We start from the raw sequence: 20,361 nt of genomic DNA, 5'->3' as shown, positions 1-20,361 counted from the left end.
GGCTTATTCCTCCACCTTGACGAGAAACTGCGTGCCGCGCACGCCGATGGTGCCGGTGGGTGTGGTCACCGTGACGGCTTCCGGCTGCAGCTTGGCGATGACGCCGGAGACGTAGTTCAGGCTGCCGCGCGTCAGCTTGCTCGCCAGCTTGAGCTTGCCCTGCGCCGGGGCGTAGAGGTAGTCGTCGACGGCGAATTCGGTGTCGGCGCCGAAGGACATCACCGTCTCGTCCTTGAAGGTGACGCCCATGCTGCTGTGCGCGCCGGTGCGCAGCACGCTGCCCAGCAGGACCGGCGTGCCGACATCGGCTTTTTGCCTGACCCCCTTGGTCGTGACGGAGGCTTCGCCGGTGAGATTCTTGACGTAGCCGATGGCGTTTTCGTCGCCCCAGCAGAGGCTCGCGCCGATGAGGGCGAGCACCATCAATACGCTGCGCATCATGTGTCCTTTGTCGTGAAAGCGTGAGCCGGGGCCGGGCGGGTCAGGCGCGGCCGAGATAAGCCTCGACATCCACCGTGTCGAGTTGTTCGGGTTGCAGGAAGCGTTCGCCGTAACGCTGGAAGATCCCAGTGCGCAGGAAAAGCTCGAAGAGCGCCGGGTCGATGTGTTGCTGGTCCTTGAGGCGGGCGAGGATCTTCACGGCTTCCGACAGCGTCTTGGCTTTTTTGTACGGCCGGTCAGAGGCGGTGAGGGCTTCGAAGATATCGGCAATCGCCATGATGCGCGCCGGGATCGACAGCTCGGCGTGCGTCAGCTGGCGTGGGTAGCCGTTGCCGACCAACGTCTCGTGGTGGGTGCCGGCGTATTCGGGCACGCGCTTGAGCTGCTTCGGGAAGGGCAGCTGGTCGAGCATGCGGATCGTCTGGATGATGTGCTCGTTGATCTTGAAGCGTTCTTCCTCGGTCAGCGTGCCGCGCGTGATGCACAGGTTGTAGAGCTCGCCGAAGTTGTAGAGGTATGGTGGGACATCGACGCGGAAACCGTGCCCCGAGGTGAGCGAATTCGAGGCGTCGCGCGGGATGCAATGCCAGGGCTGGTCGGCGATCAGCCGTTCGGTGGCGGGCAGCGGGGTGGCCGGGAAGTGCTCGATCCGCACCAGTTCGCCATGCGAGAGGCCGAGACGGTCGTCGAAGTGCCGCACCCAGGTCTGCGAGGCGATCTGTTGCAGGCGCGCGATGTTCTCCGGCGCCATCGTTTCGCTGCCGATGTTGCATTCGGCGACGAAGGCAAAGTCTTCGCGCAACTGATGCTGGCGCTCCGCGCAGAGCGCGGCGGCGTCGGCGGCGGGCACGCCGGCGGCAATCGCTTCGAAGCGGGCGATCTCGGCATCGCGGAAGAGGATTTCGAAGCGCGCGCGCAGTTCGTGGATGCGGTTGTAGATCGTCTCGAGCTTGGTGGCCTTGTCGACGACGTATTCCGGCGTGGTGACCTTGCCGCAGTCGTGCAGCCAGGCGCCAATGCGGAATTCGCGCCATTCGTCCTCGCTCTGGAAGCGGAAGTCGGCCAGCGGTCCGTCGCTCACCTTGCCGGCCTCTTCGGCGAGCATCACTGCCAGTTCGGGCACGCGCTCGCAGTGGCCGCCGGTGTACGGGCTCTTGGCGTCGATGGCGCCGGCGATGATCATGATCATCGAGTCCATCAGGTTTTTCTGCGCCTCGAGCAGGTGGTGGTTTTCCAGCGTCACCGCCGACTGCGCTGCCAGTGCTTCGATGAAGCTCACCAGTTCGGTCGAGAAGGGGATGACTTCGCCGGTTTCCGGGTCGAGCGCGTTCATCAACTGCATGACGCCGATCACTTCGCCGGCACGCGGCGACAGCGGCACGGTCAGCATCGAAATGACGCGAAAGCCCGACTCCTCCGAAAAGCGTCGCGTGCCGGAAAGGTCGAAACGCTCCTCGGTGTAGACATCGTCGATGACCACCGTCTTGTTGTTGAGCGCGACGTAGCTCGCCACGTAGCCATTCATTGGCGCGCCGGTCGCTGCGTCGTGCAGGGGCAGTTCGTGTTCGGGCAGGGGGTCGGAGTGCGTGCGCAAGGCAAAGCGCAGCGTGTCGTGCTCGGTCATCAGGTACAGCGTGCCGGCAACGCAATTGGCGATGTCGCGGCCCCCGTGCAGGATGTGGCCGAGCAGTGTGTCGCGGTCCTGTTCGCGCGACAGCCGCAGGCCGTTGGCGACCAGCCGGGCGAGTTTTTCACGGGCCAGATTGAGTTCGGTCGTGCGTTCGCGGATCGACTGCTGCATCACCTGCTGCGCGTCGCTCAGGGCGTTGACCTCGTAGAGGATCGAGTCCGGATGCGCCAGCGACGTCGAAAAATCGAGCTGCTTGAGGCGCTCCGAATTGCGCGCCAGCGCCACCAGCGCGCCGCCGACCTGCCGCGAGCCGAGCAACGATAGCGGTACCAGGATCAGCAGGGTCAGCGCGGAGACGAGCAGCACGTCGTGCCGGGCGCGCGCGATCGGGGTGTTGAAGTCGCTGACGGGGGCGAGGGCGACGACGCTGAAGGTGCTGCCGGTGATCGGCGTCGTCGTTTGCACGGTAGCGATGTAGTCCTCTTCGGCGCCGGCGGTGCCAAGGCGCACGACCTGTGCGCCCTCGCCCGGCAGGAGCGGCGCGAGTTCGCGCAGCAAGGGCTCCTCGACCGCATTAAGAGGGCTCATGGCGGCGACGCGGGCCCTGGCGAAGCGTTCGCCATGCCCGCTGAAGGCGAGCACGCGTCCGCGCGGGTCGAGCATGAGAATGGCCGCGTTCGGACTCAAGGACAGCCCGGCGAGAAAATCGCCAAGCGAGCCAAGATCGATGTCGGTGGCCACGACGCCAATGCCGCCCGGCAGCGGCGCCGAGACGGTGACGCCGAAGACCTCGCTCGACTCGAAAATATAGGGCGCAGTGAGCGACGGGCGGCCATTCATCATGGCGCCGGCAAACCAGGGGCGCGACGAGGGCAGATAGCTCGCCGGCGCGTTGCGCGTGGCGATCACCTTCCGCCCGGCGTCGAGAAACTGCCAGCGCTCGATGCGCTCGCCGCGCACGCGTTCGATGTGGCGGACGGCAAACTGCGTCGTCGCCGGCGCTTTTAGCGCGCTGACGATGCGGGGAATGCCGTGCACGCCGATGACTTGCAGGAAATCGTCGTCGCCAAGCGCGAAGAAATGGCCGTACAGCCGGTCGTCGCCGGCCAGTGAAGCGATGAAGGTCGGCAGCAGATCGCGGGTATTCAGTTTGCCGTCGCGGGCGAAGAGGCTGACAGTGCTGTTCGCCTCGATGTTGACGAAGCGGCTGACGCCGCTGATCCGACCGGAGATTTCGGCGGCGGCGTGCTGCGCGACCTGGCGGAAATGCTCCTTGGCGTTGTCTTCGGCCATCGTCGCGAATTTGCCGAGTACCGTCGCCAGAAACGCTGCCGTCAGCAGCAGGACGAAGAGGGCCATCGTCGCCAGTACCATCGACTGGAAGCGGAATTCGATTCGTCTTGCCACGGTGGGGCTCCCTCCGCCGAGCGTGTCGCGGAATCTGCGGGGAATCGTTGGGGTGTCAGAGTACCGGCATTGCCGTACCCGCATGCGTTTTGTATGCTGCGGCGGACGGTATCAACAAGTGGGCAGTGAAGCAAGAAGCATAAAATGCCGCGAAATGCCGGATAGGTGGGCCATCCTCGCCAGATTGGCACGGATTGGCGGGCGAGTCGGCGTACGGGGCTACATGTATCTCGACGCAAGCTCGCCGTGCCGTCTTTCTTGGCCCGTGCGCTGTTGCCACCGTTCCCCTCTGCCGCTCGCCGGGAGCCTTGCCTGAATGACAAAAAAGAACGCGCTGGCGCACGCCGGGATTTTTCTGCCCGCGCTCGTCGTGCTGGCCGGTTTGCTGGTGCTGCTGGGCGATCCCTTGCCCGTGCAGGTGCTGCGCAACGGCATGTTCGACCAGTACCAGCGTTGGCAGCCGCGCGTGTATTCCCCGCAGCCGGTGCGCATCGTCGATATCGACGAAGAGAGTCTGGCGCGCCTCGGTCAGTGGCCATGGCCGCGAACACGACTGGCCGAGCTGGTGGATCGGCTGAACGCCGCAGGGGCGGCCGCCATCGGGTTTGACGTCGTCTTTGCCGAGCCGGACCGCAGTTCGCCGAAAACTGCCGCGCAATTCTGGCCCCTGTCGGACGACATGCGCCGCGCTCTGGCCGGTTTGCCCGATCACGACGCGGTATTCGCGCAGCACATTGCCGGCGCGCCCGTGGTCGTTGGCTTTACGCTGGAGGGCGCCTCTGCCGCTGCCTCCGCCTTGCCCGCTCGCGCTCTGGCGGGCAATGGCGCGCCGCGTGCGCCGGCACGTCCTTTTCGTTATATCGAGGCGGGCGAGGCGCCGGCGCAGCGCGTGCCGATCTTTGCTTCGGCGATCACTTCCTTGCCGCAAATCGAGGCGGCGGCGAGCGGCAATGGCGCGCTCTCCTTCGTGCCCGACAGCGACGGCGTGGTCAGGCGGGTGCCACTGGTGCTGCGTCTTGGCGCTGCGTCGGCAGCGGGGTTGCGTTCGGTGTCGGAACCCGCGTCGGAACCCGTACCCAGATCGGCTTCGGACGCGGCACCGACGCCCGTGTCGACGCTGGTGAGCGAAATGCTGCGTGTCGGGCAGGGCGCGCGCAACATCGTCCTCACCGCAGCGCCGGGGGCGGCGGGCGAACTGGCCGAATTGCGCATTGGCGCGCTGACGGTACCGACGACGCCGGCCGGCGAATTCTGGCTGCATTACACGCCGCCCGTCGCCGATCGCTATGTGCCGGCGTGGAAGGTGCTGGCCGGCGCGGTGCCCGCCGAGGCGCTGGCGGGGCAACTGGTGCTCGTCGGCGCGTCGGCGCAGGGCTTGATGGATTTGCGCTTCAACGCCCTGGGGCGCGTCATTCCCGGCGTCGAGGCGCACGCGCAGGCGCTGGAGCAGATTCTTTCCGGCGAAACGCTGCGGCGCCCCTCCTGGGCGACGGGGCTGGCGGCGCTTCTCATCGTTGTCGGTGGGCTGGGGATCGGCATGCTCGCGGTACGTGTGCGCGCACTCATCGCCGCGTCGGCGGCGCTGCTGGCGCTGGCGCTGATACTGGGCGGCGGCTGGTGGGCGTTTGCAGTCGGCGGGCTGCTGCTCGATACCTTGACGCCGGCGCTAGTGTTGATCGTCTCCTTTGTCGTCGGCAGCCTCTTCCATCATCTGCTGAGCGAACGCGAGCAGCGCTGGATGCGCGAGGCGTTTTCGCGCTATGTCTCGCCGAATCGGGTCAGGCATCTGCTCGAGCACCCGGAGGCGATGGCGCTGGGCGGGCGTCGCCAGTCATGCAGTTTCGTCTTCACCGACCTGGCCGGGTTTACTGCCTTGATGGAAGGCATTGATCCGGCCGTGGCGGTGTCGCTACTCAACGACTATCTCGAAGGACTGATCGGCATCGCCTTTCGCTACGAGGGAACGCTCGACCGCATTGTCGGCGACGCCGTGGCGATCATGTTCTCGGCGCCGGTGCCGCAGGCCGATCACGCGGCGCGCGCGCTTGCCTGCGCACTGGAGATGGATGCCTTTGCCAGCCGCTACGCCGCGACGGTGCAGGCGCGCGGTATCGACTTCGGGCAGACGCGCATCGGCGTGCACACCGGCGAGGTGATCGTCGGCAATTTCGGCGGCAAGACGATGTTCGATTACCGTGCACTGGGCGACACGGTGAACACCGCCGCGCGTCTGGAAAGCCTCAATCGTCATCTCGGCACGCGCCTGTGCATCTCCGCCGCGACGCTGTCCGGGTGCCCGCCCGAGACGGCGGTGCGCCCCGTCGGCCGCTTGCTGCTCAAAGGCAAGACGCAGGCCTTGCAGGTCTTCGAGCCGCTAGGTTCGCCGCCGGATGCGCGCTATGCGCCGCTGGCGGCGTATGCGGCGGCCTACGCTCACTTGTCGGACGATGCCCCGGCGGCCACATCGGCTGCGCTCGCGGCCTTCCGCGACCTGCTCGCCGCCTACCCGGACGATCCGCTGCTGCGCCTGCATGGCCGGCGCTTGCAGGAGGGGGAACGCGGCGACCTGATCGTCATGCAGGAAAAATAAGGCCGGCCTAGCGGTAGCCGTAGCGCGCCTTCACCCGGTACGAGCCGCCGATGACGAGGTATTCGCACTCGCTGTTGAGCACGTGTTGGCTGAGCAGGCCGGGGAAGAACAGCAGTTTGACGGCGGGGACGTCGGCTTCGATCATCCAGTCGCCGAACTCTTCGGCGCGCTCGGGCGAGCGGCTGAAGGAGACGAGATTGTTGAGGCGCATGACGCAAGGCGCGCAATGCGCGTCGCGCGCCCGGCCGGCGATCAGCTGCTCCTGACAATGGTTGGTGCCGCGCCAGAGGCGCACGAAGATCGGGCCGGGCGCGCGAAAGTGGCGAATGCTCCACTGGCAGTATTCGTAGAGCAGATCGAGTTGCAGGTTGATGCAGTTGTTGTGAAAGCGGCTGCCCATCTTTTCTTCGATGTAATCGACCCATACCGGCGAGGGAAAGCGACCGAGCACACCACGGTGATAGACCGGCGTCAGGCCGAAGCGGCTTTCGATCCAGCCTTTGAGCACGGCGCCCGGCGCACTGTTCGAGTCAAAGCCCCAGGCGCGCAGCAGGTCGATGTAGCTCGTCGCAAAGCGGAAGGGACCGTTCGACGGCGCACCTTGCGCGCCATCGAGCCCGAACACCATCGCCATGTAGTGCTCGAAGACGTCGGCCGCGGCTGCCTGCGACGGACAGCTGTCGAGCAGCCGGAACAGGCCGCGATGCGCTTCGCGCGTGCCGTGGATCGAGAGATGGCGGGGATGGGCGTTGAAGGCGGTCGAGGCGAGCAGTCGGGTCGGTACACCGACGAAGTTGGTGCTGTACCAGCGCTCCGGGTTGTCTTCGTCGGGCAGTTCGGCTTCGGTCGTGGCGGGCGCGTCGGCGCTCATCGGCGGCTTCGGGGGAGGAGAGTGCGTGAGTGTGTTGAATGCGTGGCGGGCGGCGTCAGCGCGTCAAGGGGCGACGAGGCTTGCCGCCGTGCTCTCCGCATGCCGGGCAAGCGTGCGGGAGGGTTCAGTGATCGAGCGCCGGCAGGACGCGTACGGCCTTGCCCAGTGCGTGCATCAGCCGGCGTCGCAGGAGGCCGAGCGTTTCTCCAGCTTGCAGGCATCCCCGGCATTGACCGCCGAGGCGGACGATGACGGTATCGCCGCTGGCCGAGACCAGTTCCAGGGTGCCGCCGTCGGCTTCGACGCCGGGGCGCAGCGTGGCGAGAATGCTCTCTATGGTCGGCTGATCGGCGGCGGTGATCGCTTCGGCGCGGATTTCGGCGTGCGACATCATGGCTGCTTCCTTCCAGTGGGGTGCGGGCGGGCGCGAGCCGACCGGTCGTTCAGGCAAAACCGTGCTTTTTGCCTTTCAGGGAATCGATATCGATGCGCAGAACTGCCGTCGCGCGGAAATTCTCCTCCGGATACTCGAAATGCTGCTCGGTAAAGCGGGCCACGATGGCGTCGAGCGCGCGCTTTTTCTCGGCTTCGTCGCGTACCCGTTCGATGTGGCCGACGCCGATCACTGTCTTGTGCCGCGCCTCGAAGTCGCAGGCCATCTGGCTTTCGATCACGCCGTGGCCGGTGCTGACTTCAAAGCACACCTTGTTGTTGCGCTTGATGATGTCGATCTTCGACCCGCTCCGCGCCGAGTGGAAGTAGAGCGCCGTGCCGTCGTAGCTGAAAAAAACCGGCACGAGGAAGGGCGTGTCGCCGTCGACCAAGGCAATGCGCATGACTTTTTCGCTGCGCAGGATGGCGTCGATTTCCGCCCGGTCGGTGATTTCCCGGTCGCTGCGGCGCATGACGCCGTGGGGGTGAGTGGCTGCCTGCATTACGGTTCCTTGTGGTGTGTCGTGGGGCGAGGGCAGTCGTCGCGGCTTTCAGCAGTGACAGCCCTGATCGATCTGGAATAGTGACTTGAAAGGACTCTCTTTGGGAACCGGGTAGTCCTCCTGCTTCGCCTCCGTCTGCGCCAGTTCGGCGAGGCAGGCGGCCGGCAGCGCGTGGGCGCGGGCGCCACGGAGCAGATGCTCGATATAGCCGCGACTTGGCAGTTGCACCTGTCCGAGCACATTGCGCATGTACATCAGCGCCTCGTACGTCTGGCCGTTTGCGTCAATCGCCTCGGCCGGCGAATGAAAGTAGGCGCCGGTGCCGTCGATGCGCACGCGATGCGCGAAGTCGAGGCGCGCTTCGTCGTCGGCGCTCAGCGCGTAGACGACGCCCCACAGCGTGCCTCCCTTGCGGAGGACGGGCGTTGCTTCGCCGCCATCCCACTTCTTGCTGTGGCCGTAAAAGCCGAGCGCATAGCCCGGCAGGTGGGCGACCGCGAGCGGCTTTGCCTGCGGGCAGCAGGCCAGCAGGGTGGCAGGCAGGAGATGCTCGTCATAGATGAAGTGGAGGCGCGGGCTGTCGGGCTGGGCAGGCATGGTCGGTGTCCTTCGCGGCTTACGGGCGCGGCAGGTGAATGGTGCTGTCGATGAGGGCGGGCGTGCCTTGGCGTGCGCGTTCGCGTGGACATTCGCGGTGCGGCAGGGCGGGCGCCGCGCCGGGCAGGCGCTGTGGTCGCGTCGGCGCGTGCGGCGAATAGACGGTGACGCGCAGGCCGTGCCCGGTCGAGTCGATGTCCTCGCTGGTGACGCGCATGTCGAGACGCTCAAGCTCCCAGGACATCCACTTCGGAACGTGATCGCAGACGATTTCCAGGGTGTTGAAGCCCCCGCGTTCGAGGAAGGGGATGAGGATCTGCCGCGAGGTCGCCTGCGAGGCGTCCTTGAGCGCTTCGCCAAGGTCGATCCAGAACCGGCCTTCCTGCGGCGCGCCGATGCGTAGCGGTGCTGGCGTGGCGCGGGCGTTGACGGTGACGAGTGCGAATTTTTTGTTCGCCGCCGCCGCGTGCAGTTTCCGCGCGACGGCGTCGAGCTGGGCGAGCAACGGCCCTTCGGAGGTCCAGGTCTGCACGCCGAATTCTTCTTGCAGGATCGAACAGCAGACACCACGGGCGTCGCCGGAGAGGAAGTTCGTACAGTCGTCGAGTTCGCTCGCCGCCGCGTGCAAGGCGGCTTTCAGTTCGGCGAGACGTCCGTGCAGGTCGACGTGCAAGGCGATTTCCTTGCGCAGTTGCCAGCCGCCGGGGGCGGCAGGGGGGGGCGCCGCGTCGTCTGTGGCGGGCTGATCTGTACGCTCGTAGAGGCAGAGGCGTCCGGGGTCGTGCAGACGTGCCACGGCGCCGCTGTCATCGACGTAGGCCGCAATTTTCATTGTCATCGTGCGTTCTCCCTCGCGACCGGGGCGGGCGGCTGGCCGGGCATCCCGTCGGGGAATGTCCGGCCCGCTGCGCTACCCCGGCGCTCTTACCAGACGTTGAGCAACCACTCCTTGTTCTTCTTGTATTCCATGTCGGTGAACAAGGCGTTGGCCATCTGCTCCGCCAGCCAGGTCGCGCCCTTGTAGCCGACTACCGGGTAGCGGTAGTGGCCGGCACGGTCGTAGACCGGGAAGCCGACGCGGACCATCGGAATGGCATAGTCGATGGCGACAAAGCGGCCCTTGGAGTGGCCGAGGATCAGGTCGAGCTCGAGGCCCTTGTTCTTGATCCGGTCTTCCAGCTCCCAGAAGTCGGCATTGGTGATGACTTCCATCTCGAAATCGACGTTTTCCTGCAGGGCTAGCAGGCGCGGGTCGGTCTTGTAGTTCGGGTTGTCATCGCCGAGCAGCAGCAGTACCGGCTTCATTTCCAGATCGAGGCAGTACTCGGCCAGCCCGATCACCAGATCCGGGTTGCCATAGATGGCGACCTTCTTGTCGGCGAGGAACATGTGCGTCAGATCGGTCAGCGCATCCATGGCGATGCCGCGTTCGCGCACCAGCGATGGCGGAATCTGCTTGCCGGTCATCGACTTCAGATTCTGCAGGAAGGTGTCGGTGTTGCGGATGCCGATCGGTGTCGGGCCGATGATCGCCGGCACGTCCCAGCGCTTTTCGAGGAACTTGGCCGCCTTGCCTCCTTCGTAGCGGTTCAGCGCGATGGTGCCCTGCGCGTCGGCGGTGGCGGTCAGATCCTCGATCGTCGTGCCGCCGTGCGAGATTTCGCTGCCGTCAGGCATCAGCGGCGAATCGAAGCTTTCGATCTCGAACAGCACGTTGGCTTCGACGTCCATCTCGGCCAGCAGGTGCTTCAGTTCGGTGACGTCGCCCGGATTGACCCAGCCGGTGATCAGGTTGATCTTCAGGCTCGGCTTGTCCTTCTTGGAGAAGTATTTGACGAAGTCGTGCACCGCGACGTCGTAGCCCGAAACCATGCTGCCGACGAAGCTCGGCGTGTGAATCGGGATCAGATGCACTTCGCGGTCGGCGTACTTCTCCTTGAGCAGGCCTTCGTTGAGCTTGCGCACCACGCCATCGACGTCGTCGCCGATGATTTCGGTCGAGCAGGTGGTGATGATCGGGATGATCTTGACGTTCGGATAGCGCGACAGCAGCACGTCGACGCCTTCCTCGACGCGGCCACAGGCACCGAACACCGCGCCGTCTTCATGCACCGACGAGGAGGCGAGTTCGAAGCTCTCCTTGAAGTGTTGCGAGAAGATCAGGCGCACGAACATCACGCAGCCCTGGCCGCCGTGCACGATGCCGATGCAGTCCTTGACGCCGATGCTGACGAACTGGGCGCCCGCCGGCTGGCAGGTGAAGATCGGGTTGACGGTACCAGCGCGGGCTTTTTCCTTGATTTCGCAGGTCATGGCGATCTCCTTAATAGTTCTGGACGGTCAGTTCGAGGTTGAGGGAGCCGTCGATGGTCAGCCAGTCCATGCGTGCGTGCAGGGTATGCATGAGCGACTTGATCTCGTCCGCGGGCAGGGTGGTGATCCACGGAAAGAGCTCCCGGTAGGCGCGATCAAGGCAGACCGCGTCGACCCAGTAGCACTTCTCCAGCGGTGTCGGGTTGTCGACCGGCTCGCCGCAGAGCAGCTGGGCGGTCTTGCCGAGGATGCCGGCGTTCTGCTTGCGCCGGTCCCAGCCCCGCGAATTGAACTGCCACAGGCAGTGCTTCATGATGTAGTTCTCCAGCTGGCCGACCCGTTCCTGGGTGAGGGGATCGTGCTCGGCCAGCGGATTGCTGGTGTAGATCGGCTGGTACTTCCGCTCGGAAGTCTTGGCCTGTTTGGCAGTAGCGCTCATGCTTGAACTCCTTGCTCGACGACTGCGATGATTTCTTCGGCGTCGCCAGCGCGCGGGAAGTCCGGATAGGTCTTCGTGCGCAGGTGGCTGACCGAATCGAACTTGCCGGTGTAGGGCGACAGCACCGTCGAGCCGGTGATCTCGACCGGCAGATCCTTGTCGGAGAGCATGCGGCGCGTGACGAAGCCACGGTCGGTCGGGATTTCGTCCTTGCTGATGTCGACCATCGCCAGCTGGTGGATCGGCGAGTAGACGGCGTTGTAGATGTCGCGGGCGAAGCGCACCCAGCCTTCGAAACCCTTGTACGGGCCGTTGTGGTAGGCGTGCGCGTTGAGGTAGGGAACGCCGACCTTCTTCGCCATTTCGCCCGGCCGCTTGCCGGTGAAAATGACGTCGGGCTTGAGCATGTCGAGCGCTTCGAGGCCTTCCAGCTCGTTCGGGTCGTCGATTGCCAGTGCGCCTTCGCCGCAGCGCGAGATGCCCTTTTCCATGTCGCCCTGGTGGCCGAACTTGGTGTAGACCGAAACGACCTTGACGCCCATTTCTTCCTGGATCGCGTGTGCCCAGTGCCAGAGCTTGGAGCCGCCCGGCCACAGGCAGACCTTCTTGCCTTGCAGGCGCGCCTTGTACCAGTCGAGCTCGGGCTGCCAGCGCGCCGTTTCCTCGGCGATGATCGCTTCGGCACGGTCTTCGATGCCGAAGAAGAGGCCGATCTTGCGCAGCGAGTCGGCGAGCGGCTTGAAGCCGAAACCGTCGATGTCGAGACGCGGGATGCCGTAGCGCTCGCGCAGTTCGTCGCAGATGTACTCGGCCGAACGCGCGCATTCGAGCACGTTGAGATGGGCGCGGTGCATGGTGCGCAGATCGTCGTAGGAGCCGTTGCCGGTGAAGGTCGACAGCACCTGGATGCCCATGCGCTTGAAGTAGTCGGTCATCACCTCCTGGTCGCCCTGGATGTTGTATTCGCCGACGTAGTTGATGACGTAGTCGCTGGTGATCTTCGGTTCGAGCGTGCCGACCTTCTGGTTGATCCAGGCGATGTTGATCTTGTGGTGGCCGCCCGACTGGCTGGGGCCGGCAAAACCGGGCGAGTTGCAGACGAAGATGTCGACGTCGGGCATTTCTGCCATCACCTCGTCGGCGATGGCGTTGATGTCGTCGCCGATCAGCGCCGTCGCGCAGGTCTGGTAGATCGTCATGCGCTTGATCTTCGGGAAGGCCTTGAAGGCTTCGAGGATGTTCTGCTTGAGCAGCTTCTCGGCGCCGAAGACGATGTGCTTTTCCTTCACGTCGGTGGCGAAGGTGTACTTCAGCTGGTAGTTGTCGTTGTCGCTGATGTAGCGCTTGGTCTGCCAGGTGTCGTAGGTGCAGCCGACCGGGCCGTGGCTGATGTGGATGACGTCCTTCATCGGCGTGCCGATGACGTGCTTGGCGCCGCAGTAGGCGCAGCCGCGCTCGGAAATCGATCCCGGAATCGTGTTGAGGTAGCCCTTGGGCAGACAGGAGGTCAAATCCTCGCCCTTGCCTTTAATCACCGCGTGCTCTTTGCGCTCGGGGATTACCTTGCTGCATTCGAATTCATGATGAGGCATGATTCAATCTCCTTTGCCGGTGGTGGTTGGGCCCGTCATTTCCGCGCGGGAAAGACGGGCTCCATGCGCGAGGTCGTGATTGATCCGGCTCGCCTCAATCCGCCAGACCGTATTTGATGACCATGGCTTCCAGCTGGTCCATGGTGAGGGGTTTCGGAATGACGAAATCCTCGTTTTCGATGATTTTCCGGCCCAGCTCGCGATACTCGAAGGCCTGGTTTTCTTCCGGATTAAATTCCGTCACCGTCTTTTTATTGAATTCGGCTTTCTGAACGACGTTATCGCGCGGCACGAAGTGAATCATCTTGGTGCCGATGGCGGCCGTGAATTCTTCAAGGAATTCCCTTTCACCATCGACCTTGCGGCTATTGCAGATAATGCCGCCGAGACGCACGCCGCTTTGCTTGGCGTATTTCACCAAACCCTTGCAGATATTATTGGCGGCGTAAATCGCCATCATTTCGCCGGAGGCGACGATGTACACTTCCTGCGCCTTGCCATCGCGGATCGGCATGGCGAAACCGCCACACACGACGTCGCCGAGTACGTCGAAGAAAACGAAGTCGAGGTCGTCGGTGTAGGCGCCGCTTTCCTCCATCAGATCAATGGCGGTGATGACGCCACGACCGGCGCAACCGACGCCGGGTTCCGGGCCGCCGGATTCGACGCACTGGATGTCCTTGAAGCCCTTGCGGATCACCATTTCGTTGGTGACCTTCTCGGCGCCGTGGTCGCGCAGCACGTCCATCAGGGTTTGTTGCGGCATGCCGCCGAGAATCAGCCGGGTCGAGTCGGCTTTCGGGTCGCAGCCGTGGATGAATACTTTTTTGTTATGGAAATAAGCGAGCGCGGCGGCCGTGTTTTGCGTCGTCGTCGATTTTCCGATACCACCCTTGCCGTAAATTGCCACCTTGCGAGTCATGGTTATTTCTCCTGGAATCGTTGATGAATCGGGGACAGCTCTCGTCGTGCGATCGATCATTTCCCGACAGGCGGGCGACATCCGGAATAGGGGCTCCGTGTATCGCTGATCGTCTGACTACGCCAGCACCAGAGTCTGGGCCGTGCACGCAGCAGTAATGCAGGGAGCGTGCCAAGATCGTAAAACCCTTGCGCCATGTGGTTTCGGCGTTGTCGAGATCAGGGACGATTTCCCCGGTCAGCGCAGGTATTTCCAAGGATTTGGCGGTGCCAGCAAAAGCGGGGTTGGCGGCGCGGTGTGGGGGCGGGCGATGGATTTTTTCGCTTTATTTCGCCCGCGTGATTTCCCGTTTCGTACGAAATGGAAAGAAGTCGCCGGCTTTATTCGTAAATGAACGAAATCGCTGGTCGCCGCGCTGGGACGTCGAGGGCGGAGGCGCCCCGCAGAGGGGCAGCGAGGGCGGGCTTGCGCTGAAGGGGGCGGGCGGCCATTGCGGTTGCTGCGGGCGAGACGGTGACCTGCCGGCGCGCAGCCGTACTGCACGGGCGGTTGAATTTCAGCCAGCAAGGCGTGACACTGGCGGCTTGGCACGCTCTCTGGCCGCCCCTTACGCCACGTTCACCCGATGCGCTCTCCCGATTCCGCCGCTGCCTTCTCCCGCGTTGCTTCGCGCGCGCCCTTCGCGCTCCTATGGCGCGCCGTCGGCACACCGGCCCGGGCGCGGCGGGGGCGGGGTCGTCACCCACTGAGCGCGCCGATGCATACGCCGATGCACGCAGCGATGAAAGGGGCGCTCTGACGATGTGGAAGCCGATGATCGCCATTTCCCTCGGTGCGATGCTCGGCGCCTTGCTGCGCTGGGGCCTGGGGAGCAAGCTCAATGAGCTGTTTCCGTCCCTGCCGCCGGGGACGCTCGCCGCCAACCTCATTGGTGGCTACATCGTCGGGCTTGCCGTCGCCGGCTTCGCGCAGGCCCCCGGCCTTGCCCTCGAATGGCGGCTTTTCATCATCACCGGCTTCTGCGGCGGTCTGACGACCTTTTCGACGTTTTCCGCCGAAGTGGTGAGCCTCTTGCAACAGGGCCGCCTGAGCATGGCGATCGCCGCCATCGCCGTGCACGTCGGTGGTTCCTTGCTGGCGACGCTGGCCGGGCTGGCGTCCTGGCAGCTTGTGCAGGCGCGCTGAGCTGGCCCTTGGTGTCGCCCTGGTCCGGCGTTTGGCACGGCGCGGCGCGCTAAGGCGCACTAAGGTGTTGCAGCGCGTACCGCGCGTGCGCCAAGAACGACACCCGCGAGAAGCAGCGCAATCCCCAGCAGCGTGATCGGTGCCGGCGCTTCGCCCCGCCAGATGAAGGCATAGGCGAGCGCCGAGACGGTCTCGAAGACGATGAACTGGCCGGACAGCGCCGTCGGCAGCAGCTGGCTGGCGCGGTTCCAGAGCAGGGTGCCGAGCCACGAGGCGAGGAGACCGATCAGCAGCATGAGCGCCATGAATTTGCCCGGCGTCGGCCCGAGCGGCCAGGCAAACGGGGCGCTTGCAGCCGTCTCCGCTGTCGGCAGCGCCGGCCAGACGCTCATGGCGGCAAAGAGCAGCAGCGCCAGCGGCAGCGTCGCCAGCCCTTGCGCCGTCGCCCAGGCGCCTGAGGCGAGCTGTGGACGCGCCTGCAACCAGCGGGCGTTGCGCAGCGGGTACCAGGTCCAGCAGAGCACGGCGCCGACGGCGAGGAGGGCACCGAGCCGCAGATCGTCGGCACTGCGCGTGCTGTCCGTCGCTGCCAGACGCGCCAGCTCTTCCCGGTTGACCAGCACGATGCCCGCAGCGATGACGAGCAGCGACGGCACCAGCCGCCGCCAGGCGAGTGCGCGCTCGCTGTAGTTGGCGGCGATGGCAATGACGATGGGCAGGGTGCCGATGATGACCGTCGGCAGCGGTGCGTCGGCGCGCTGGATCGCCGAGGCGAGCAGGGCGTAGTAGGCGAGGTTGCCAACGGCGGCAAGCTCCAGCGCACGCCACCAGTCGGCCCGGCCGAGCTGGCGCAGTTGCGCGCGGCCATGCAGCGCCAGGGGCAGGGCGATGAGGCCGAAGGCGACGTAACGACCGACCGCGAGCAATACGGGCGGGTAGTCGATGAGCACGAGCGGAATCACGAACACCAGCCCCCAGGCGAGTCCGGCGCCAAGCGCGCAGGCAACGCCCAGAAGGGTGGGATGGTTTTTCACTGGCGATATCCGGGGGAATGCGGGAAGGGTGACTGGCGGTTGCGCGCATGATCGTCGCCTGCCGCCGCTACGGCAAGTACGGGCGCGGGGCCGGCGCTTGCTAGAATCGGCGGCTTCCCGACCGCCCATGCGCCCGCCATGAAAATCCTGCACACCGCCGACTGGCACCTCGGCCGCTATCTGCACGGTCTGTCGCTGCTCGACGATCAGGCGTATCTGCTGACACAACTGGTGGCGCTGGCGCGCGATGAAGCGGTCGATCTCGTGGTCATCGCCGGTGACGTCTACGACCGCGCGCAGCCGCCGGCGGAGGCCGTGTCCTTGCTCGACGAGGTGTTGGCGCAGCTGGTAATGGCAGCCGGCATTCCGGTCGTCGTCATCGCCGGCAACCATGACAGCGCCGAGCGCATCGGCTTCGTCGGCCGCATCTGCCGCGAGCGTGGGCTCCTCCTGCGCGGCACGCTCGATGACCTGTCGCCCCTGCGCCTGCGCGATGCGCATGGCGAGGTCGAAATCTGGCCTGTTCCCTACGTTGAGCCGGTATTTGCCCGTGCGCTCGCCGCGGCCGACGCCGATCCGGTGCGCATCGACGACCATGCGGCGGCGCTCGCTCTGGTGCTGGCGCGCGTGCGTACGCAGATGTCGTCTGCCGCGCGCTCGGTGCTCGTCGCCCACGCCTTCGTTGCCGGTGCCAGCGAATCGGAGTCGGAGCGCGCGCTGGCCGTCGGCGGTTCCGGGGCGGTGGGGGCCGATCTCTTCGCCGGTTTTGACTACGTTGCCCTTGGCCATCTGCATCGGCCGCAGTCGGCCGGCGCGCCGCAGCTGCGCTATGCCGGTTCGCTGCTCAAGTATTCGTTTGCCGAGGCGGCACAGGAAAAGAGTGTCTCCATCGTCGATCTGCCCGCCGACGGCGTGCCGCAGGTGCGGATGGTAGCGCTGACGCCCCGGCACGATCTGCGCATCGTGCGCGGTCGCTTCGCCGATCTGTTGCAGCACCCCGATCCGCGCGGCGCGCGCGACGACTATCTGTGCATCGAGCTTGACGATGCCGAGCCGGTGCTCGACCCGATGGCGCGGCTGCGCACCGTCTATCCGAATCTGCTGGAGCTGCGTTTCGCGAGCCTCGGCAGCGGCGAGGGCGCCGCCCGGGTGGCTGGCGATCATCGCCGACAGCGCCCTGAAGACCTCTTCGCCGCCTTCTACCGCGACGTGTTTGCAACAGAGCTCGGCGATCCGGCGCGTGCGGTGTTTGCCGACGCGCTGCGCAAGGTGGAGGCGCCATGAAGCCGCTACGCCTCGAGCTGTGCGCGTTTGGCCCCTTCGCCGGCGGGCAGACCATTGATTTTGGCGAACTGGGCGCGCAGACGTTTTTCCTCATTCACGGGCCGACCGGCGCGGGCAAGACCAGCATCCTCGATGGCATCGCCTTCGCGCTCTACGGCGACAGTTCGGGCGGCGAACGCGAGGGCCGGCAGTTACGCAGCCACCACGCTGCCGCCGGCACGCTCACCGAAGTCAGCCTCGATTTCGCGCTCGGCGAGCAGCACTATCGTGTGCATCGCGTTCCCGAGCAGATGCGTCCGGCCAAACGCGGTGGCGGCGAAACCCGGCAAAGTCCGCAGGCCGCGCTGTGGCGCCTCGATAGCGGGAACGCCGATGCCGATGGGCCGCCCGCCCTCGTGCCGCTGGCGGCTGGCTGGAGCGATGTCACGCGGGCGGTGAGCGACTTGCTGGGCTTCGACAGCCGCCAGTTCCGCCAGGTCATCCTCTTGCCGCAGGGGCGCTTTCGCGAATTCCTCACGGCGTCGACCAGCGAACGTGAAAAGATCCTGCAAACCCTTTTTGGCACCGAGTTGTACCGCCGCGTCGAAGAGTCGCTGAAGGAATCGGCACGCACCCTGGAACGCGATGCCGAGACGGTGCGCGCCCGCCGGCAGGCGCTGCTTGAACAGAGCGGTGCGGCCGACGAGGTGGCGCTGGCGGCGCAGGTGCAGGCACACGAGGCCGCATTGACCGCCGCGCGGCAGGCCGAGCAGGCGGCGACGCGCACCGCGCAGCACGCCGAACAAGCGCTGACCGAGGCACGGCAGGTCGCCGAGCGTTTTGCCGAATTCGATGCGGCGCAGGCGGCAGTCAAGGAATTGCAGGCGGCGCAGCCGAGCTGGGCCGCGCGTCGCGCCGAGTGGCAGGCTGCCAGTCGTGCCGCCGCCTTGCGGCCACTTGCCCATGCCGCGCGCGAAGCGCAGCGCCAACGCGATGAAGACGCCGCCCGCCTGCGCGCCGCGCAGGAAGCGCTGACGAGCGCGCAGACGCGTCATGCGACAGCGACGGCCGCTCTGGCCGCCGAAGAGGCAAAAGCGCCGCAGCGCCGCACGCTGACTGCCGACGCGCTCGAGCTCGATGCGCTGGCGGCGCGCATCAGTGCGCTCGCCCAACTGCGCGAGGAGCTTCAGCAGGCCGAGGCCACTCTGCGTCAGCGTAGTGCCGAGCGCACGCGCCAGGAGCAGGCGACGCAGGCGTGTCGCGCCGCGCAGACCGCCGCCGAGCAGACGCTGGCCGCGACACGGCTGGCCGCAGCGCGCCTGACCGGTGCGGTGGCCGAAGAAGCACAGGCGCGCAACCTCGTCCGGCAGCACAGCGAACTCGCCCAGCACCTCGCGGCACAGGTCGGCGTGCAGGCAACGCTGCACGCGGTGCAGCAGGCCGCGCAGGCGGCCGAGGTGGCGCTGGTACGTGCGCGGCAGCAGCGCGAGCACACGGCGGCGGGCTGGCTGGCGAGTCAGGCCGAACGTCTCGCGCACACCTTGCGCGACGGCGACGCCTGCCCGGTCTGTGGCGCACGGGAGCATCCGGCGCCGGCGCGCCATGCCAGTGCCGACGTGGCAGCAGTAGTGCACGACGCCGATCTGCAAGCCGCCGAACGCGCGCAGAGCGAGGCCGAGCGCGTCGCGGCGCTGGCCCGGCAGCAGGCGTTTGCCGCGCAGCAGGCCCACGATCTCGGGCGCGCGCGCACGGCAGACCTCGAACGCGCCTTGGGCGAGGCACGCAATACGCCGCTCGCCGAGTTGCAGGCTTACTTGCAGGCTAGCGAAGGCGCACTGGCCGGCGCACGGGCCGCAAAGGCAGCCTTGCCCGCGCACGAAGCGGCGCTGACGGACGCGGCGAATGCACTGGCCGCTGCCGAGAGCCTCCGGCAGCGCGCCGAGGCCGAGGCGCAGGAAGCGCAGGCACGGCACGCGCAGCGTGCCGGCCAGTATCAGGAGCGTCTGGCCGGCATTCCGCCAGCCTTCGCCCACCTGACGACGCCGCCGGCGGTCGATGCTGCCCGTCAGGCCGCGCGGGCCGAGCTGGCGCGCCTCGACGCCGCACAGGCCGCCGCTGTCGCCGCCCTGCGGCAGGCGGGCGAAGCACAGGCCAGCGCGCAGACGCGCGTCGCCGAAGGCACGCAGGCGCTGACCCGGCAGACGCAGACAGCGGCACGCGCCGAGGCCGACTGGCGGGCAGCCCTTGGCAGCGCCGGTTTTGCCGATGATTGCGCCTGGCAGGCGGCGCAACGTGAGGCGGCGCAGTGCGCCGCGCTCGAACGCGCTTTGGCGGCTCACGATGGCGCCGTGGCGGCGGCTGGTGAACGATTGGCCCGTGCCAGCGGCACCGTGGCCGGGCAGACGCGTCCGCCGCTTACCGAAGTGCAGTCGGCACACGAGGCGGCGCGGCGCGCCCAGCTCGTTGCTGCGCGCGCCGCGCAGGAGGCGCAGGCGACGCTCGCCGCCAGTCAGCGTCTGGCGACGGCGGTCAGCGCGCTGAGTCGCGAACACGGCGCGCTGGAGGCGCATTACGGAGTGCTGCGGCACGTCGCCGATGCAGCCTCCGGCAACAATCCGCAACGCCTGTCGCTGCAACGCTACGTGCTGGCGACCCTGCTAGAACGGGTGCTGGTGGCGACGACGCAGCGCCTGTCGGTGATGAGCCGGGGGCGTTACGAAATGCGGCGGCGCGAGGTGGCGCACGACCAGCGCGCGGCGGCCGGGCTTGATCTCGATGTGTTCGACCACCATACCGGCAGCACGCGGCCGGTGGCGACCTTGTCCGGCGGCGAGTCATTCCTCGCCTCGCTGGCGCTGGCATTGGGCTTGTCGGACGTGGTGCAGGCAGCGGCGGGCGGTATCCGCCTCGACGCCATCTTTGTGGACGAAGGCTTCGGCACGCTCGATCCGGAGGCGCTCGACGCCGCCATCAGCGCGCTGAAAGACCTGCAGCAGTCCGGGCGCATGGTCGGCATCATTTCGCACGTCGCCGAACTCAAGGAGTGGATGCCGGCGCGCCTCGAAGTGCAGCGCGGCGTGCGCGGCAGCGTCGCGCGTTTTTCGCTCTGAGCGGGGACGCCGCGTTTGGCGTCTGCGCGGCG

17 protein-coding genes are annotated in these 20,361 nt (G+C 66.3%); 5 read left to right on the top strand and 12 right to left on the bottom strand.

The window, feature by feature from the left end:
- Positions 1-3: 3 nt before the first annotated feature.
- Positions 4-441, bottom strand: coding sequence for a FecR family protein (locus GHK24_RS11320; protein ID WP_153472996.1), 438 nt, complete (start codon positions 439-441; stop codon positions 4-6).
- 40 nt (positions 442-481) lie between these two features.
- Positions 482-3,478: an HD domain-containing phosphohydrolase gene (locus GHK24_RS13920; protein ID WP_340666177.1), complete on the bottom strand. Its 2,997-nt coding sequence runs from the start codon at positions 3,476-3,478 to the stop codon at positions 482-484.
- Between the two features lie 316 nt (positions 3,479-3,794).
- On the opposite strand from GHK24_RS13920, the gene GHK24_RS11310 reads away from it, so the two are divergent.
- Entirely contained in the window at positions 3,795-6,068 is a 2,274-nt protein-coding gene (locus GHK24_RS11310) for a CHASE2 domain-containing protein (RefSeq protein ID WP_153472995.1), read from the top strand.
- Positions 6,069-6,075: 7 nt separating this feature from the next.
- Here GHK24_RS11310 and GHK24_RS11305 read toward each other — a convergent pair whose 3' ends face one another.
- The 9 genes from GHK24_RS11305 to nifH all read right to left on the bottom strand — a co-directional run bounded on the left by GHK24_RS11305 (position 6,076) and on the right by nifH (position 13,737).
- A complete protein-coding gene (locus tag GHK24_RS11305; RefSeq protein ID WP_153472994.1) occupies positions 6,076-6,939 on the bottom strand; it encodes an NAD(+)--dinitrogen-reductase ADP-D-ribosyltransferase in 864 nt (287 codons plus the stop codon).
- A 124-nt stretch (positions 6,940-7,063) separates the two neighbouring features.
- A complete protein-coding gene (locus tag GHK24_RS11300) occupies positions 7,064-7,333 on the bottom strand; it encodes a NifU family protein (RefSeq protein WP_153472993.1) in 270 nt (89 codons plus the stop codon).
- Positions 7,334-7,382: 49 nt separating this feature from the next.
- Positions 7,383-7,874 carry a pyridoxamine 5'-phosphate oxidase family protein gene (locus tag GHK24_RS11295; RefSeq protein ID WP_153472992.1) on the bottom strand — a complete coding sequence of 164 codons (492 nt, stop codon included), beginning with the start codon at positions 7,872-7,874 and terminating at the stop codon, positions 7,383-7,385.
- A gap of 48 nt (positions 7,875-7,922) precedes the next feature.
- Complete coding sequence (locus tag GHK24_RS11290) at positions 7,923-8,471, bottom strand: gamma-glutamylcyclotransferase family protein (protein WP_153472991.1); 549 nt, start codon at positions 8,469-8,471, stop codon at positions 7,923-7,925.
- A 19-nt stretch (positions 8,472-8,490) separates the two neighbouring features.
- Positions 8,491-9,309: a Fe-only nitrogenase accessory protein AnfO gene (anfO, locus tag GHK24_RS11285; protein ID WP_153472990.1), complete on the bottom strand. Its 819-nt coding sequence runs from the start codon at positions 9,307-9,309 to the stop codon at positions 8,491-8,493.
- 86 nt (positions 9,310-9,395) lie between these two features.
- Complete coding sequence (anfK, locus tag GHK24_RS11280) at positions 9,396-10,784, bottom strand: Fe-only nitrogenase subunit beta (protein ID WP_153472989.1); 1,389 nt, start codon at positions 10,782-10,784, stop codon at positions 9,396-9,398.
- Between the two features lie 10 nt (positions 10,785-10,794).
- Positions 10,795-11,223, bottom strand: a complete 429-nt coding sequence (anfG, locus tag GHK24_RS11275; protein ID WP_153472988.1) for a Fe-only nitrogenase subunit delta — start codon at positions 11,221-11,223, stop codon at positions 10,795-10,797.
- A complete protein-coding gene (gene anfD / locus GHK24_RS11270; protein WP_153472987.1) occupies positions 11,220-12,815 on the bottom strand; it encodes a nitrogenase iron-iron protein, alpha chain in 1,596 nt (531 codons plus the stop codon). The genes anfG and anfD overlap by 4 nt, the downstream gene beginning before the upstream one ends.
- Positions 12,816-12,909: 94 nt before the next feature.
- Complete coding sequence (nifH, locus tag GHK24_RS11265; protein WP_153472986.1) at positions 12,910-13,737, bottom strand: nitrogenase iron protein; 828 nt, start codon at positions 13,735-13,737, stop codon at positions 12,910-12,912.
- Positions 13,738-13,879: 142 nt separating this feature from the next.
- Between nifH and GHK24_RS11260 the strand changes: the two genes are divergently transcribed.
- Entirely contained in the window at positions 13,880-14,131 is a 252-nt protein-coding gene (locus tag GHK24_RS11260; RefSeq protein ID WP_153472985.1) for a hypothetical protein, read from the top strand.
- Between the two features lie 419 nt (positions 14,132-14,550).
- The gene (gene crcB, locus GHK24_RS11255; protein ID WP_242569205.1) at positions 14,551-14,922 is read left to right on the top strand and encodes a fluoride efflux transporter CrcB; all 372 of its coding nucleotides are present in this window, start codon (positions 14,551-14,553) and stop codon (positions 14,920-14,922) included.
- Positions 14,923-14,981: 59 nt separating this feature from the next.
- Here crcB and GHK24_RS11250 read toward each other — a convergent pair whose 3' ends face one another.
- The gene (locus tag GHK24_RS11250) at positions 14,982-15,956 is read right to left on the bottom strand and encodes a DMT family transporter (protein WP_340666176.1); all 975 of its coding nucleotides are present in this window, start codon (positions 15,954-15,956) and stop codon (positions 14,982-14,984) included.
- A gap of 138 nt (positions 15,957-16,094) precedes the next feature.
- Here GHK24_RS11250 and GHK24_RS11245 point away from each other — a divergent pair, with 138 nt between their 5' ends.
- Positions 16,095-17,240 carry an exonuclease SbcCD subunit D gene (locus GHK24_RS11245; RefSeq protein ID WP_153472982.1) on the top strand — a complete coding sequence of 382 codons (1,146 nt, stop codon included), beginning with the start codon at positions 16,095-16,097 and terminating at the stop codon, positions 17,238-17,240.
- Entirely contained in the window at positions 17,237-20,329 is a 3,093-nt protein-coding gene (locus GHK24_RS11240; RefSeq protein WP_153472981.1) for an AAA family ATPase, read from the top strand. Before GHK24_RS11245 ends, GHK24_RS11240 begins: the two co-directional genes overlap by 4 nt.
- The last annotated feature ends 32 nt before the right edge of the window (positions 20,330-20,361 follow it).

It is taken from the genome of Rhodocyclus gracilis (assembly GCF_009617575.1).
GTDB classification, from domain to species: Bacteria; Pseudomonadota; Gammaproteobacteria; order Burkholderiales; family Rhodocyclaceae; genus Rhodocyclus; species Rhodocyclus gracilis.
Note: the sequence above shows the minus strand (reverse complement) of the source record. Positions and strands in the feature narration are given on the sequence as shown.